Origin of the sequence: Bacillus sp. LJBS17 (assembly GCF_019334685.1) — a bacterium.
Lineage (GTDB): Bacteria > Bacillota > Bacilli > Bacillales > Bacillaceae > Bacillus > Bacillus subtilis.
Genome location: NZ_CP079759.1, coordinates 2,598,101 through 2,613,295, shown reverse-complemented (window position 1 = coordinate 2,613,295; position 15,195 = coordinate 2,598,101). Strand labels below are relative to the sequence as shown.

At 42.5% G+C, this 15,195-nt stretch carries 21 protein-coding genes and 1 pseudogene; 16 read left to right on the top strand and 6 right to left on the bottom strand.

Annotated elements, in window-relative coordinates; translation table 11 throughout:
• Nucleotides 1–33 precede the first annotated feature (33 nt).
• Both psiE and KXZ66_RS22605 read left to right on the top strand, forming a co-directional pair.
• Nucleotides 34–450 (top strand): phosphate-starvation-inducible protein PsiE, encoded by a 417-nt coding sequence (gene psiE, locus KXZ66_RS13555; RefSeq protein WP_003246154.1) that lies wholly within the window; start codon nt 34–36, stop codon nt 448–450.
• Nucleotides 451–1,041: 591 nt separating this feature from the next.
• Nucleotides 1,042–1,254: pseudogene (locus KXZ66_RS22605) on the top strand (recombinase family protein); the annotation flags it as partial.
• Here the strand turns inward: KXZ66_RS22605 and KXZ66_RS13545 are convergent.
• Together KXZ66_RS13545 and sigK are read right to left on the bottom strand one after the other, a co-directional pair.
• Nucleotides 1,251–1,349: a hypothetical protein gene (locus KXZ66_RS13545; RefSeq protein WP_031600702.1), complete on the bottom strand. Its 99-nt coding sequence runs from the start codon at nt 1,347–1,349 to the stop codon at nt 1,251–1,253. The pseudogene KXZ66_RS22605 and the gene KXZ66_RS13545 sit on opposite strands and share 4 nt — an antisense overlap.
• Nucleotides 1,349–2,077, bottom strand: a complete 729-nt coding sequence (gene sigK, locus KXZ66_RS13540; protein ID WP_013308023.1) for an RNA polymerase sporulation sigma factor SigK — start codon at nt 2,075–2,077, stop codon at nt 1,349–1,351. Before sigK ends, KXZ66_RS13545 begins: the two co-directional genes overlap by 1 nt.
• Nucleotides 2,078–2,272: 195 nt before the next feature.
• Here sigK and nucB point away from each other — a divergent pair, with 195 nt between their 5' ends.
• Entirely contained in the window at nt 2,273–2,683 is a 411-nt protein-coding gene (gene nucB, locus KXZ66_RS13535; RefSeq protein ID WP_160221688.1) for a sporulation-specific Dnase NucB, read from the top strand.
• Between the two features lie 32 nt (nt 2,684–2,715).
• On the opposite strand, the gene KXZ66_RS13530 is transcribed toward nucB, so the two are convergent.
• Nucleotides 2,716–3,438, bottom strand: coding sequence for a YqeB family protein (locus tag KXZ66_RS13530; RefSeq protein WP_219144591.1), 723 nt, complete (start codon nt 3,436–3,438; stop codon nt 2,716–2,718).
• A gap of 252 nt (nt 3,439–3,690) precedes the next feature.
• Here KXZ66_RS13530 and gnd point away from each other — a divergent pair, with 252 nt between their 5' ends.
• Entirely contained in the window at nt 3,691–4,584 is an 894-nt protein-coding gene (gene gnd, locus KXZ66_RS13525) for a phosphogluconate dehydrogenase (NAD(+)-dependent, decarboxylating) (RefSeq protein WP_163138265.1), read from the top strand.
• Between the two features lie 18 nt (nt 4,585–4,602).
• On the opposite strand, the gene KXZ66_RS13520 is transcribed toward gnd, so the two are convergent.
• A complete protein-coding gene (locus KXZ66_RS13520; RefSeq protein ID WP_038429330.1) occupies nt 4,603–5,229 on the bottom strand; it encodes a TVP38/TMEM64 family protein in 627 nt (208 codons plus the stop codon).
• A 186-nt stretch (nt 5,230–5,415) separates the two neighbouring features.
• Between KXZ66_RS13520 and cwlH the strand changes: the two genes are divergently transcribed.
• Both cwlH and KXZ66_RS13510 read left to right on the top strand, forming a co-directional pair.
• Nucleotides 5,416–6,168, top strand: a complete 753-nt coding sequence (gene cwlH, locus KXZ66_RS13515) for an N-acetylmuramoyl-L-alanine amidase CwlH (RefSeq protein ID WP_163138266.1) — start codon at nt 5,416–5,418, stop codon at nt 6,166–6,168.
• 251 nt (nt 6,169–6,419) lie between these two features.
• Complete coding sequence (locus KXZ66_RS13510) at nt 6,420–7,151, top strand: SGNH/GDSL hydrolase family protein (protein ID WP_003229964.1); 732 nt, start codon at nt 6,420–6,422, stop codon at nt 7,149–7,151.
• 305 nt (nt 7,152–7,456) lie between these two features.
• On the opposite strand, the gene KXZ66_RS13505 is transcribed toward KXZ66_RS13510, so the two are convergent.
• Nucleotides 7,457–7,597 carry a sporulation histidine kinase inhibitor Sda gene (locus KXZ66_RS13505; RefSeq protein ID WP_003226124.1) on the bottom strand — a complete coding sequence of 47 codons (141 nt, stop codon included), beginning with the start codon at nt 7,595–7,597 and terminating at the stop codon, nt 7,457–7,459.
• 361 nt (nt 7,598–7,958) lie between these two features.
• On the opposite strand from KXZ66_RS13505, the gene KXZ66_RS13500 reads away from it, so the two are divergent.
• The 8 genes from KXZ66_RS13500 to KXZ66_RS13465 are packed head-to-tail and all read left to right on the top strand — an operon-like array spanning nt 7,959 to nt 12,970.
• Nucleotides 7,959–8,477 (top strand): YqeG family HAD IIIA-type phosphatase, encoded by a 519-nt coding sequence (locus KXZ66_RS13500; protein ID WP_003226126.1) that lies wholly within the window; start codon nt 7,959–7,961, stop codon nt 8,475–8,477.
• A gap of 3 nt (nt 8,478–8,480) precedes the next feature.
• Nucleotides 8,481–9,581 (top strand): ribosome biogenesis GTPase YqeH, encoded by a 1,101-nt coding sequence (yqeH, locus tag KXZ66_RS13495; RefSeq protein ID WP_003229966.1) that lies wholly within the window; start codon nt 8,481–8,483, stop codon nt 9,579–9,581.
• Nucleotides 9,582–9,598: 17 nt separating this feature from the next.
• Nucleotides 9,599–10,441 carry a shikimate dehydrogenase gene (gene aroE / locus KXZ66_RS13490; protein ID WP_076458133.1) on the top strand — a complete coding sequence of 281 codons (843 nt, stop codon included), beginning with the start codon at nt 9,599–9,601 and terminating at the stop codon, nt 10,439–10,441.
• Nucleotides 10,435–10,725: a ribosome assembly RNA-binding protein YhbY gene (yhbY, locus tag KXZ66_RS13485; protein ID WP_003226133.1), complete on the top strand. Its 291-nt coding sequence runs from the start codon at nt 10,435–10,437 to the stop codon at nt 10,723–10,725. Before aroE ends, yhbY begins: the two co-directional genes overlap by 7 nt.
• An 11-nt stretch (nt 10,726–10,736) precedes the next feature.
• Nucleotides 10,737–11,306 (top strand): nicotinate-nucleotide adenylyltransferase, encoded by a 570-nt coding sequence (locus KXZ66_RS13480; RefSeq protein ID WP_004398676.1) that lies wholly within the window; start codon nt 10,737–10,739, stop codon nt 11,304–11,306.
• A complete protein-coding gene (gene yqeK / locus KXZ66_RS13475) occupies nt 11,296–11,856 on the top strand; it encodes a bis(5'-nucleosyl)-tetraphosphatase (symmetrical) YqeK (protein ID WP_014480316.1) in 561 nt (186 codons plus the stop codon). Before KXZ66_RS13480 ends, yqeK begins: the two co-directional genes overlap by 11 nt.
• Before the next feature lie 17 nt (nt 11,857–11,873).
• Entirely contained in the window at nt 11,874–12,230 is a 357-nt protein-coding gene (rsfS, locus tag KXZ66_RS13470; RefSeq protein ID WP_003237112.1) for a ribosome silencing factor, read from the top strand.
• Nucleotides 12,227–12,970: a class I SAM-dependent DNA methyltransferase gene (locus tag KXZ66_RS13465; protein ID WP_032726197.1), complete on the top strand. Its 744-nt coding sequence runs from the start codon at nt 12,227–12,229 to the stop codon at nt 12,968–12,970. The genes rsfS and KXZ66_RS13465 overlap by 4 nt, the downstream gene beginning before the upstream one ends.
• A gap of 65 nt (nt 12,971–13,035) precedes the next feature.
• Here KXZ66_RS13465 and comER read toward each other — a convergent pair whose 3' ends face one another.
• Nucleotides 13,036–13,857, bottom strand: a complete 822-nt coding sequence (gene comER / locus KXZ66_RS13460) for a late competence protein ComER (protein ID WP_032726195.1) — start codon at nt 13,855–13,857, stop codon at nt 13,036–13,038.
• An 83-nt stretch (nt 13,858–13,940) separates the two neighbouring features.
• Here comER and comEA point away from each other — a divergent pair, with 83 nt between their 5' ends.
• Complete coding sequence (gene comEA, locus KXZ66_RS13455) at nt 13,941–14,558, top strand: competence protein ComEA (protein WP_032726193.1); 618 nt, start codon at nt 13,941–13,943, stop codon at nt 14,556–14,558.
• A gap of 66 nt (nt 14,559–14,624) precedes the next feature.
• The gene (locus KXZ66_RS13450; RefSeq protein ID WP_003229978.1) at nt 14,625–15,194 is read left to right on the top strand and encodes a ComE operon protein 2; all 570 of its coding nucleotides are present in this window, start codon (nt 14,625–14,627) and stop codon (nt 15,192–15,194) included.
• Nucleotide 15,195 lies beyond the last annotated feature (1 nt).

The following is a 15,195-nucleotide window of genomic DNA, read 5'->3' as shown; positions in this document are numbered from 1 at the left end:
AACCACGAATATATTGAAATAGGAGACAACATGATGAGATTTTCTAACAAATTCAAAAAGGTGCCTTACCTGTTACAAGCGCTTCTCAACGTCTGTCTGTTCTTTCTGGCGTTAGCCTTAAGCGCACTTCTGATCAGCGAGACTTGGTACATTGTGCTATTCGTATACAAGTCACTGTTCAACAAAGTGGACAGCTATTATGAGATGCTTGGAGAACTGCTTATATTCTTCATGTACTTTGAGTTCATTGCTTTGATTATCAAATACTTCAAATCAGACTTTCATTTTCCGCTTCGCTACTTCATTTATATTGGCATCACAGCTGTCATTCGTTTGATTATCATCGATCATGATCAGGCGATCTCAACGTTCTGGTGGGCGATGGCCATTCTTGCAATGATTTGTGGATTCTTTATTGCCAATAGACGAAATTCTGTTGTTGAACATTAATAAATTAGTTCGCATTATGCCGATACGCCGCCGAAATGTCCTAATTGTGAAAGGGAACTGGTACAGATTTTTATAAGTCTATCTGTTTAATGTCAGCTCTGAATGTATTTATTGGCAACTTTAACAGACATGTCCCGATGAAATAGCATTAACTGTCTGGAGATGAAAATCGCTCTTTATTTTACAAGGAAGAGGTTAAAATTCTTAATAAATAAGATGAAAAAGTTAGGATGGACGTTTATTGGGTTTTTTGTCACCATTTTTTACCATAATTGATATAAACGTATAGAAATGATAACAAATGAATATAGAGTGTGTAATGAAAATAAGCTTTCATAACCAATGAGCTAGATTTACTATATTGAGGGCCCAGTGATATAGAAAACAGATCGATGGTTCAAACCATCGGTTTTTTTATTTGTTTTCATACTCATTGAAAATCACCTCATTAGGACAAACAGGTATTACATAGCATTACCCAAGAGGTGATGCATTTTATGAAGGTGATAATCATCGAGGGACCGCAAGCTGACAAATGCATTAACGATTGCTATCATTATTTAATAAAACTTTATAGGAAGGAGATCCAGAGTGATAGCAATATATGTAAGGGTATCGACCGAGGAACAAGCGATCAAGCAAGCATCGACAGCCAGATTAAAGCCTGTATAAAGAAAGCAGGGACAAAAGATGTGCTGAAGTATGCTGACGAAGGATTTTCTGGTGAGCTTTTTAGAACGTCCTGCTTTGGATTGCTTGAGGGAGGATGCAGGCAAAGGACTTATAAGTTCAGACATTTGCTACGCTTTCTCGGAGAGCTTATCAGCTATGAAAAAAATGATTTTCATAACTCTTTCAAATAGAGAAAGCCGGAATATGAGATCCGGCCTCTTCTGCATTATTTCCCCTTCGCCTTCTTCCGCTTTTCCTTCTCTGCCCGATAAAACTCATGAAACATCTTCATCAACGCCCGCTTTTCAATCCGCGATACATAGCTGCGCGAGATACCGAGTTCTTTGGCAATCTCTCGCTGCGTTTTTTCCTTCTTCAAATCAAGTCCAAACCGACCGACAATCACTTCCTTCTCACGGTCATCTAAAATGTCAATGTATTGTTTCACTTTTTCAAGCTCCATATTGAGCTGGATCGTATCTATCACGTCTTCGTTTTCTGATTTCAAAACGTCAATCAGGCTTATTTCATTCCCTTCCTTATCCTGCCCGATCGGATCGTGAAGGGAGACGTCTTTTTTTGTTTTTTTCAATGCGCGCAAATGCATGAGGATTTCATTTTCAATACACCTCGCAGCATACGTCGCCAGCTTTGTCCCTTTACCAGCGGAATAGCTTTCAATTCCTTTTATCAGCCCGATCGTTCCGATGGAGATTAAGTCCTCTGCATCCTCACCTGTATTTTCAAATTTTTTCACAATATGGGCGACCAAGCGAAGATTATGCTCAATCAGCATGTTTCTGGCATGTTCATCCCCTTTAGCCATGAGCTCTAAGTATTTTTTTTCCTCGCTGCTTGAGAGCGGTTGTGGAAAGGCATTGTTTTTCACGTAAGATACTAAAAAGACAAGCTCTTTAACAACAAAGCCGAGCGCTGCGAAAACACCTGTCACCATCGTCACCTCCACAAAAGTATGTAGGCAAAAGCCTATATGTAAATGTATGTGACCGGGAGGCTGTCTGTGTCTGTACCGGGAAATTTCTCGCGGGGGAGTCCGGCTTTTGTAAGCAGCATACTAACTTCAAATGTTAAAAATAATCTTTATCAAGCGCCCATACATTGAAATGAACAAAGGTATGGGGGGATGGGAATGAAAAAATGGATGGCAGGCCTGTTTCTTGCTGCAGCAGTTCTTCTTTGTTTAATGGTTCCGCAACAGATCCAAGGCGCATCTTTGTATGACAAAGTGTTATATTTTCCGCTGTCTCGTTATCCGGAAACCGGCAGTCATATTAGGGATGCGATTGCAGAGGGACATCCAGATATTTGTACCATTGACAGAGATGGAGCAGACAAAAGGCGGGAGGAATCTTTAAAGGGAATCCCGACCAAGCCGGGCTATGACCGGGATGAGTGGCCGATGGCGGTCTGCGAGGAAGGCGGCGCAGGGGCTGATGTCCGATATGTGACGCCTTCTGATAATCGCGGCGCCGGCTCGTGGGTAGGGAATCAAATGAGCAGCTATCCTGACGGCACCAGAGTGCTGTTTATTGTGCAGTAATAAAGAAGAGGCTCTTTCTTGAGCCTCTGTTGTTACAATCCTTCGCCGAGCTGAATTTTTGGGGGATAGGTTTCTGCTTTTCGCCAATATTGGCGTGTGCCTTCGTCCCGTACAACGATGCCCAGCTGTGCCAGTTCGAGACGGAATTCTTCAATATCGTCTTTTTCTTCGTCCTGCAGCGCTTTGTGACGAGCTTTTAATAAGGCATGGGCGCCTTGCGATAGGTCTGGTGCATCAGGAATCCATCGGCGAAATTGATCTTTAAACGGATCACCATCTGTTGCCCATTCGTAATGATGCTGTCTAAAGGCCTTCTCAACGTTTACTGGTTTTTCATCAATTTCTTCCCGTACCAATTCATATCCGGCTGTTCCCAGGAGGACAAGCCGTTTGTGATCCATAAATACAAGAGCGATGTCATCGGAATGAATTGTTTGCACTTTTTTTCCTTTGATGAATTCCACTGTGTGATCTGTAATTTTGACAGACAGCAGCATTGCAATAACAGAATAAGCGAACCAAATCCCCGCACACATACCGAGAAGAGCAGTGATAAATGAAGCTGTAGATCCCTGAAAAGAGGTAATGAGCCGAAGCGGTCCTTCAAGAGGGATCCAGGGGAGGGATAATGCCCATTTCGCAATCTGCGGAATAAAATACCCGATTGCAAAACCGATGATTGCAAGTGCAGCGTATAAAAAGAATACAGCGGTTTTCGTAACTCCAATAAGAGTATGAGATTGATTCTGCAACATGTCACCTTCTTTTTACTGAAAAAATCGAATTCCTTCCCATATTTTAACTTAAACTGATGGTAAATCAAGGATAAAGTGATAATTATGGATATAAAGAGGTTCAGTAATAGAACTGGCAGGAGCAGTCGGCCCATGAAAAATAAAATTTACATGCGCAGACGATGTAAGCCCCATTTGTTTTCTGCGTATCACAATACAGTCCAAAGGGAACATAAAGAGTAAAGGCTTTTTAGACAATCAGGAGGAACAGATATGAAAATCGGATTAATCGGCTTAGGGAAAATGGGCATAAACATAGGAAAGCAATTCATTGACCGCAATCATCAAGCGGTTGGATATGATGTAAATCAAGCGGCTGTTGATGAACTGAAAGCATACGGGGCAGAGGGAACAACGAATCTTAAAGAGTTCATTTCTTTATTAGACCCGCCGCGTATCCTATGGGTTATGGTACCGCATGGCATTGTCGATGCTGTTTTGCGTGATGTATCACCTTTATTAAGTAAAGGCGATATGATTATCGAAGCTGGAAACTCTCATTATAAAGAATCAATTCGCCGCTACAATCAAATGAAAGAAGCGGGTATCCATTATCTCGATGCCGGAACGTCGGGCGGAATGGAAGGCGCACGGCATGGAGCCTGTTTTATGGTGGGGGGCGACCATGAAGCATGGGAGATTGTGGAACCGCTTTTTCGTGATACTGCCGTCGAAAATGGTTATCTATACGCTGGTGAAGCGGGAAGCGGACATTTTTTAAAAATGATCCATAATGGAATTGAGTATGGAATGATGGCCGCGATTGGTGAAGGATTCGAAGTGCTTGAAAACAGCCAATTTGATTTTGACTATGAGAAGGTTGCCAGAGTGTGGAATCATGGTTCTGTCATTCGTTCTTGGCTTATGGGACTGACTGAGCGAGCTTTCTCTAAGGATGCGAAACTGGATCAGATCAAGGGCATTATGCATTCCTCAGGTGAAGGAAAATGGACGGTGGAAACCGCGCTTGATCTGCAGACGGCAACGCCGGTCATCGCCATGTCACTAATGATGAGATACCGTTCTTTAACAGACGATACGTTTACAGGAAAGGTGGTTGCTGCGCTTCGAAATGAATTTGGAGGCCATGCGACAGAAAAAAAGTAAGGGGGCCAACAAGCCTCCTTATTTTTTTGGCACCTTCAGAAGATGAGGGAACTTTTTATAAATGACCAGCATGATGATCAGAATATATGTACCGTAAATGCTGATAGACAATAATTTATTGCTGGTGAAATTGGCACCTGCAATAGTGACAACAACAATATTGGGGATTTTCCCTATTAAAGACGCAAAGAAAAAAACATGCCAGCGAACCTGGCTCAGCCCGCAGATCACGTTCATTACAAGTGAAGGTATGACAGGTATCAGCCTTCCTAATAAAACAGCGGTAAAAGCGTTTTTGTTGAAGGAAGCCTCGTAGCTTTGTATGGCAGGATAGGCCTGAACTTTTTTTCTGGCCCAATCTCTAAAACTGTACCTGGCGAGAAAAAACAGCAATATTGTACCAAGCATTGAGCCGGTCAGTGTAATCCAAATTCCATTTGCAGTCCCGAACACTGCGCCATTTAAAGCAGCAACCAAAGCAAACGGCACTATTGGGAAAAAAACATCGGCAGCAATCAGCAACATACTAAATAAAACGGAAAACATCCCTCCTGCTTTGATTGCATCAAGCCAAGCTTCTTTCTGAAAAAAACCGACTGCAATGATAGCGATAATCACAAGTATACCTATTACTTTTTTTAACATGTCTATGGTCACTCCCAACTTAGGTGATGTCAGGAGCCAAAACCTCCGTCATCTAAATTAGTATAACTGGTGCCATTTCAGCGGTTCAACTGAAAACCAGGTTAAGAACACAATTCTTTTTTACCTCATAAAAAAGGCTGTCCATCTCTCTGTTTTCTGCATTCTTAATAATAGGGAGGGATAGAAATGGTAACCATAAAAAAGGATTTTATACCGCTATCAAATAATAATCGTCCTGGCTATTCGATGACGCCTGCTTATATTACGGTGCATAATACAGCGAATACAGCAAAAGGCGCTGATGCGAAAATGCACGCCAATTTTGTGAAAAACCCGAGCACATCCGAAAGCTGGCATTTTACAGTTGACGATTCAGTCATTTATCAGCATCTCCCGATAGATGAAAACGGCTGGCATGCGGGAGACGGTACAAACGGGACAGGAAACCGCAAATCGATCGGGATTGAAATCTGCGAAAATGCTGACGGCGATTTTGAAAAAGCAACATCAAATGCCCAGTGGCTGATCAGAAAGCTGATGAAGGAAAACAATATTCCGTTACATCGTGTTGTTCCCCACAAAAAATGGTCCGGGAAAGAATGTCCGCGGAAACTCTTGGACCACTGGAACTCTTTTATAAACGGAATTTCTTCCTCGGATACACCTCCAAAAGAAACTTCACCATCATATCCTCTGCCGTCTGGGGTTATAAAGCTCACTTCGCCTTATCGAAAGGGCACAAACATTCTCCAGCTGCAAAAGGCTTTAGCTGCACTTCACTTTTATCCTGATAAGGGAGCCAAAAACAATGGCATAGATGGAGTTTACGGACCGAAAACAGCGAATGCCGTCAAGCGTTTTCAGCTCATGAACGGATTAACTGCAGACGGGATTTATGGGCCAAAAACAAAGGCCAAGCTTAAATCGAAGTTAAAGTAAATGCAGGATTTAACGGATAACCTGTTTCCAGTGCGGATTCAGGTTATTTTCTTTTCTTTGGTTTGTGTGTTTTTCAGATTGGAAAGAAGGGAATTTTAAAAAATCATCAGCTGCGCCGCAATGAAAGCAGAATGATATTCACTGAGGGGGACACGTTAACTATAGGAAAAAACAGTGATAGCGAAAAACTCTTCATTGAACGAAGAGAAACAGAGGTATAACATTAAGGTGAGGCTTTTGGGGGTGTAAAGATGAAACATTTTATCATCCTTTTCCTTCTGCTGTTTGTTACAGCAGGATGCGAGGGAAGGGGATACGAAGACGTTGTAGCATTTGGTGACAGCAATACGCGTGGCTCTAATTGGGATTATCGCGATTATCCAAAAGCACAGCAGTGGGTCAATATATTAAAAACAGCTGAGCGCGGTAACCTTGATATACTCAATGCGGGAATCGGCGGACAGACGACAGAGGATGCCCGTCTCCGATTTCAGACAGATGTGCTGGATCAAAAACCGAAGTATTTGTTTATTATGTTCGGCACCAATGACGCTGCCATACTGACTGAGGGGAAACCGAGAGTGTCGAAGCAGCGTTTTAGAGAAAATCTGGTTTATTTTATTGAAGAAAGCAGAAAACACGGGATCAAGCCAATCTTAATGACGTGTATCCCAATTATAGAAGGTAATGGGAAGCATCATCTGTTTTACTATTCCAGATATCAAGCAGCTGCTTTTGAACCAAAAGGCGGAGCAAGGAAATGGCACAACTCATATAACGATATTACAAGAGATGTGTCGAAGCGCCTGGATGTCCCTCTTGTAGATAACTGGAAGCATTTTATAGAAGCAGACGGCGGAAAAGCAACTGATGAAGCGCTTATCCAATCTGGTTTAATAGATCCTTCTGGAAATCATATGACACCTAAAGGGGCAAGGATCGTATATGAAGGAATACAAGATGGGCAGATCCTGCAGCGTTGAGCCGGACAACCGCCTAGTCCGATTTATTTCTCCTACATAGGCTGTTATAAAACCTTATTAAGGAGGCGCTTCACATGTATGGCGCAGGCAGAGCATATGGATACGCTTTTATTGTTGTTTTAGTTGTTGTTCTCCTGGTTGTGGGCGGCATATACTGGTTAGCATAATAACCGGCCCTTTAAAACACCTCTTTTTAGGGGTGTTTTTTGCTGAAAGTAGTAGTAAAGCGCGCAGCCAAAGTGATATAATATCAGTCATCTGAGTAAAAAAAGGAAATACGCCCGGAAAAAATAGACAAATTCCTATTAAGAAGATACGGAAATAATATGTCCGAGCGATCTTCTTTTTATTTCGTTTTCAATTAACTCGATAAAGTCACGGTTTAAATTCATTTCGGTGGCTTTGAAATAAGATTCTATTAGTAATTCATCAGACAGTTTTCTCATGCTAGGAACCCAATTAATGGGAGAGGCACCTCCTTAAAAGTTGGAATCATTCATGATTTTAACGCATACAATGATAAGTTGCGTTCATCTGAGGTTGAAGTTATCTTTAATCTACCATGAAATGCATATAAGAACAATCGTTCTGTTATCCACACCAAAAAGTGGATAACTTGTGAGTATCGTGTTTATAATTTGTCTAAAGAGTGATGTAATAAGAGTGGATAGTGTGTGTAAATTTATCCACACCTGGTGAAGAAACCCAATTTTTGTCGAAATTTTTTTGCTCAGTTTTTCTTTAGGCGCAAGTTCGATTTTTTTCGACAATCATTTTGAAAGAAAGAAAAAGGGAAGGGTGCGGGTTTTGTTAAAAAAGTTTTTTTTACCTGACGAGTTTGTAAAAAATATTTTTCATATTACACCTGAGAAATTAAAGGAACGAAATGTAAAAGGGATTATTACTGACCTGGATAATACGCTTGTTGAATGGGACAGACCGAATGCGACGCCGCGATTGATCGAGTGGTTTGAAGAAATGAAGGAACACGGCATTAAAGTGACAATTGTCTCTAATAATAACGAAAGAAGAGTGAAACTTTTCTCAGAACCGCTTGGAATCCCATTCATCTATAAAGCAAGAAAACCGATGGGTAAAGCCTTTAATAGAGCGGTGCGCAATATGGAGCTGAAAAAAGAGGACTGCGTTGTCATCGGAGACCAGCTGCTGACCGATGTACTCGGGGGAAACCGAAACGGCTACCATACGATTTTGGTCGTGCCAGTCGCTTCCTCTGACGGATTCATTACGCGCTTTAACCGCCAGGTCGAACGCAGAATACTGAGTGCTCTCAAACGAAAAGGGCACATTCAGTGGGAGGAGTAAGAAATGGAAAAGGTTGTTTGTATCGGGTGCGGAGTTACGATCCAAACCGAGGACAAAACAGGTTTGGGGTACGCGCCGCCTGCATCGCTTACGAAAGAAAATGTGATTTGCCAGCGTTGCTTCAGACTGAAAAACTATAATGAAATACAAGATGTCTCCTTAACTGATGATGATTTTTTGAACATTCTTCACGGTATTGGAGAAACGGACTCTCTTGTCGTAAAAATTGTTGATATTTTTGATTTTAACGGCAGCTGGATTAATGGGCTGCAGCGCTTGGTGGGGGGAAACCCTATCTTATTAGTTGGCAATAAAGCGGATATTTTGCCTAAGTCACTGAAAAGAGAACGTCTGATCCAATGGATGAAGCGTGAAGCGAAAGAGCTTGGCTTAAAACCGGTTGACGTATTTTTGGTTAGTGCGGGACGCGGCCAGGGAATCAGAGAAGTAATTGACGCGATTGAGCATTACCGCAATGGAAAAGACGTCTATGTTGTCGGATGTACAAATGTAGGAAAGTCAACCTTTATTAACCGGATTATTAAAGAAGTGTCAGGTGAAGAAGATATTATTACAACATCCCAATTTCCTGGCACAACCCTTGATGCGATTGAAATCCCGCTGGATGACGGTTCATCGCTTTATGATACACCGGGAATTATCAACAACCATCAAATGGCGCATTATGTCAATAAAAAGGATCTGAAAATATTATCTCCTAAAAAGGAGCTGAAGCCTCGCACATTCCAGCTTAATGATCAGCAAACACTGTATTTTGGCGGACTTGCAAGGTTTGATTATGTGTCTGGGGAAAGATCTCCTTTTATTTGCTATATGCCGAATGAGCTGATGATTCATAGAACAAAACTTGAAAATGCAGACGCGCTTTATGAAAAGCATGCAGGGGAATTGCTCACACCTCCGGGTAAAGATGAAATGGATGAGTTTCCGGAATTGGTCGCCCATACGTTTACGATAAAAGACAAAAAGACAGATATCGTTTTCTCTGGGTTAGGCTGGGTTACTGTCCATGACGCCGATAAAAAGGTAACTGCATACGCGCCAAAAGGCGTTCATGTATTTGTTCGACGTTCATTAATTTAAGAAAAGGGGAGAGGAGTATGAAAAAGCTGTACGGGGTTATCGGAAATCCGATTGGCCATTCTATGTCACCTGATATTCATAACGCATCATTGAAAGACCTCGGGCTTGACGGACATTATCATGCCTTCAAGGTAGAAGAGAATGATCTGGAGGATGCGGTAAAAGGAATAAGAGCTCTAGGCGTACAAGGAATCAATGTGACTGTTCCGCACAAGGTTTCCATTATGGATTATCTGGATCATATTGATGAGAGTGCAAAAGTGCTCGGTGCCGTAAACACGGTCAGAAGAGAGGGAGATAAGCTTGTCGGATACAATACCGATGGGGAAGGCTTCGTGAAGTCATTAATGAAGGTATTAGACAAGCCCATCTCTGAACTGTCATTCTTAATGATCGGCGCTGGCGGAGCGGCGAGAGCCATTTTTACAACAATTGTCCGAAATACCCCGAAAAAATTTGACATTTGCAACCGGACGTTAGAAAAAGCAAAGCGGCTTACAGAAGCTACTCCCTCGTTTCACAATAAAGAAGTATTAAGCATAAAAGAAGCAGAAGAACGTCTTGAGCAGTATGATGTTATCATCCATACAACGTCTGTGGGCATGTATCCGAACGTGGACGATGTGCCGCTTTCATTACAGCGTGCCGCGAGCAGTGCCGTCGTATGTGATATCGTGTATAATCCAATACAGACGGCCCTTTTAAAAGAAGCAAGCCAAAAAGGCTTGAAAACACTCGACGGTGTGGGCATGTTTGTTGAACAGGCAGCATTGTCTTTCCAATTGTGGACTGGACAAGAGCCTGATATTGAAAAAATGAGATCCATTGTAATAGGAAAATTAGGAGGAACAGAATGTTAACAGGTAAACAAAAACGTTTTTTGCGTTCTAAAGCGCATCATTTAACGCCGATTTTTCAAGTAGGTAAAGGCGGAGTAAACGACAACATGATTAAACAAATTGCTGAGGCGCTTGAAGCGAGAGAGCTGATTAAAGTCAGCGTGCTTCAGAATTGCGAAGAGGATAAAAACGATGTAGCGGAAGCTCTTGTAAAAGGAAGCCGCTCTCAATTGGTGCAGACAATCGGCAATACGATTGTGTTATATAAGGAATCAAAGGAAAATAAACAAATCGAGCTTCCTTAAAGGTGGTTGAAATGAAGAAAATCGGAATTTTCGGAGGCACGTTTGACCCTCCGCATAATGGTCACCTCTTAATGGCGAATGAGGTGCTGTACCAGGCGGGGCTTGATGAAATTTGGTTTATGCCTAATCAAATTCCGCCGCATAAACAGAACGAAGACTATACCGACAGCTTTCATCGCGTGGAAATGCTAAAGCTTGCAATTCAATCTAATCCGTCCTTTAAGCTGGAGCTTGTTGAAATGGAAAGAGAAGGACCGTCATATACCTTTGATACCGTTTCTTTACTGAAGCAGCGTTATCCAAATGATCAGCTGTTCTTTATTATCGGCGCTGATATGATTGAATATTTGCCTAAATGGTATAAGCTGGACGAGCTGCTGAACCTCATTCAATTTATTGGAGTAAAGCGCCCCGGTTTTCATGTTGAAACCCCTTATCCGCTTCTCTTTGCAGACGTTCCGGAATTTGAGGTATCATCAACTATGATAAGGGAACGGTTTAAAAGCAAGAAGCCCACTGACTACTTAATCCCTGATAAAGTGAAGAAGTATGTAGAGGAGAATGGTTTATATGAATCGTGAGGAGGCACTTGCATGCGTGAAGCAGCAATTGACCGAACACCGATATATCCATACGGTTGGCGTGATGAACACGGCGATCGAACTTGCGGAGCGTTTTGGAGCCGATTCTAAAAAAGCGGAAACAGCGGCAATCTTTCATGATTACGCCAAATTCCGCCCGAAAGAAGAAATGAAACAAATTATTGCGCGAGAAAAAATGCCTGCGCATTTATTGGATCATAATCCGGAGCTCTGGCACGCTCCGGTCGGCGCTTATTTGGTCCAAAGAGAGGCAGGGGTTCAAGATGAAGACATTCTTGACGCCATTAGGTATCATACCTCAGGGCGCCCCGGCATGACACTTTTAGAAAAAGTCATTTACGTTGCCGATTACATTGAGCCAAATCGGGCATTTCCCGGTGTCGATGAGGTGCGTAAGCTTGCTGAGACAGATTTGAATCAAGCGCTGATTCAGTCCATTAAAAATACAATGGTTTTTCTTATGAAAAAAAATCAACCGGTTTTTCCAGACACATTTTTAACATATAACTGGCTTGTGTCTGGCAGCTGAACAGGAGGAATTTGTGAATGAACCAAAAGTCCATTTTAAAGATCGCAGCTGCGGCTTGCGACGATAAACGGGCAGAGGATATTTTAGCACTGGATATGGAAGGTATTTCTCTGGTTGCTGATTATTTTCTGATCTGCCACGGAAATTCAGATAAACAGGTGCAGGCGATTGCCCGTGAAATCAAAGATCAGGCTGAAGAAAACGGCATTCAAGTCAAAAAGATGGAAGGCTTCGATGAAGCAAGATGGGTGCTCGTTGACCTTGGCGATGTGATTGTCCATGTCTTCCACAAGGATGAAAGAAGCTACTACAACCTGGAAAAGCTGTGGGGAGACGCTCCGCTCGCAGATCTTGAGCTTGGAATGAACCAATGATTTACCAAGGCTTTGCAAGCGTGTATGACGAGTTAATGTCTCACGCGCCTTACGATCAATGGACAAAATGGATTGAAGCATCTCTCCCGGAAAAAGGCCGTATTCTCGATCTGGCATGCGGCACGGGGGAAATCTCCATCCGGCTTGCCGAAAAAGGCTTCGAGGTTACAGGCATCGATCTCAGCGAAGAGATGCTTTCTTTCGCCCAGCAAAAGGTATCGAGTAGCCAGCCTATTTTATTTCTTCAGCAGGATATGAGAGAGATTACCGGCTTTGACGGTCAGTTTGACGCTGTTGTGATATGCTGTGACTCATTAAATTATTTAAAAACAAAAAATGATGTGATCGAAACCTTTAACAGTGTTTTTCGGGTATTAAAGCCTGAAGGCATTCTGCTGTTTGATGTTCATTCATCTTTTAAAATTGCGGAAGTCTTTCCGGATAGCACATTTGCTGACCAGGACGAAGATATCAGCTATATTTGGCAGAGCTTTGCCGGAAGTGACGAGCTTTCTGTCATTCATGATATGTCGTTTTTTGTGTGGAACGGAGAAGCGTATGATCGTTTTGATGAGACACACGAGCAAAGAACGTTCCCGGTGGAAGAATACGAAGAAATGCTTAAGAACTGCGGCTTTCAGCTCCATCGCGTGACAGCTGATTTTACGGATACCGAGCCATCAGCACAATCAGAACGCCTCTTTTTCAAGGCGCAGAAATCAAAAACCATCGTTTCTTAAAACGATGGTTTTTTAAAATGCTTTTTTATGCTTTTGCAGTACAGACGAAAGTATGACATACTCGTCTACACATGAAACTGCTTTTTCACTGCAGAAATATCCTCCTCGTACTTCATATGAGTATTTTGAAATACCCGGTGAAACATATCCTGCACACCGCTTTCCAGCGCTTTAATGCCTTCTCCTGTTACACCGCCTTTAACGCAAACCTTTTCCTGTAATGCAGGCAGGGTATACAATTCGGTTTCTAACAGTTTTCCCATTCCGACAAGCATTTCCTTACACATCAAAATCGCGTCCTGTTTAGATACTGATGTTTCCGTGACAGCTGCATCTATAAACCGCTGAATCAGATAGCTCATAAAAGCGGGGCCGCAGCTTACGATGTCTGATGCAACCCTTGTGATGTCACTTTCAATTTGCAGCGGATGAGAGATATGCTGCATCAGCTCATTGATTTTCGTTTTTGCAGATTCGCCGCAGCTTGTGCCGAACGTGACGAGAGAAACACCTGCCAGCGCTCTGTTCGTAATACTTGGGATCACTCGCGCCACTTGACACGGCACATATTGTTCGAGCTGTTCGGTTTGAACGGGGCTTGTAATTGAAATGAGAATATGATCTTTTCTTAAATAAGGTAGCGCTCTTGCCAGTAAAGGATATATATCCAGAGGCTTAACACAAATAAAAATCATCTCATTTTCAGAAACGAGCTTTTCGAGGCTTTCGGTAACGTTGATGCTGTTGTAGCGGTTTTTTATGTGCAACGCTTTTTCAATTGTGCGGTTTGTAATTGTCATGTTTGAGGGATCGGCCGCTTTTGATTCAATAAATGATTCGATAAGGATCGTACCCATATTTCCTGTGCCGATAAAGCCTATCTTCAATGGTTTCCCCTCCTTTGAGCTATTATCCTCTAAACCATATGTGTTATGAAAATAAAATATGACGAAAGCGGGGAACATGCACGATGAATTGGTTGAATCAGCATAAGAAAGCAATTGTTTTAGCGGCTTCTGCGGCTGTTTTCACAGCGATTATGATCTTTCTGGCCACAGGGAAAAATAAAGAGCCGGTGAAGCAAGCTGTACCAACAGAGGCAGAAAATACAGTGGTAAAGCAGGAAGCAAACAACGACGAGTCAAGCGAAACAATTGTGATAGACATCAAAGGTGCTGTTCAGCATCCAGGCGTTTATGAAATGCGTACAGGGGACAGAGTATCTCAGGCAATTGAGAAAGCAGGCGGGACCAAAGAACAAGCAGACGAAGCGCAAGTAAATTTGGCGGAGATTCTGCAGGACGGGACAGTGGTGTACATCCCGAAAAAGGGAGAGGAAACAGCAGTGCAGCAAGGTGGCGGAGGGTCTGTCCAAAGCGATGGAGGGAAGGGAGCGCTGGTGAATATCAATACAGCAACCTTAGAGGAGTTACAAGGCATCTCAGGGGTGGGGCCATCCAAAGCTGAAGCTATTATTGCATACCGGGAAGAAAACGGGCGTTTCCAAACAATTGAAGAAATCACTAAGGTTTCAGGAATAGGTGAAAAGTCATTTGAGAAAATAAAGTCTTCCATTACAGTAAAGTGATTTGACGGTCATGCATTATGATAGGTAAACTATAGGTCAGGCAACACAACATTTGGAGGGAACAACGTGGAACGAATTTCATGGAATCAATACTTTATGGCTCAAAGCCATTTATTGGCGCTGCGCAGCACATGTCCGAGATTATCTGTCGGCGCTACTATAGTCAGAGACAAACGCATGATAGCAGGAGGCTACAACGGGTCAATCGCGGGCGGTGTACATTGTGCAGATGAAGGATGCTTAATGATAGATGATCATTGCGCAAGAACGATTCACGCTGAAATGAATGCGATTCTTCAATGCTCTAAGTTTGGGGTGCCGACTGATGGAGCGGAGATTTATGTGACGCATTATCCGTGCATTCAATGCTGCAAATCTATTATTCAAGCTGGTATCAAAACGGTTTATTATGCTGAGGATTACAAAACACATCCGTATGCGCAGGAATTATTTGAACAGGCGGGTGTAACTGTTGAACAGGTTGAACTCGATGAAATGATCGTTGATCTGAAAAACAGAGAAAAGCTTTCATTTGTAGCGGGTCTTATAGGGAAATTGGCCGATGCCGGTTTAGCGGAGGAAGAATTGAAAAAGATACATGAACAGGCGAATACACTTTTCACGAGCTACGTGTGAT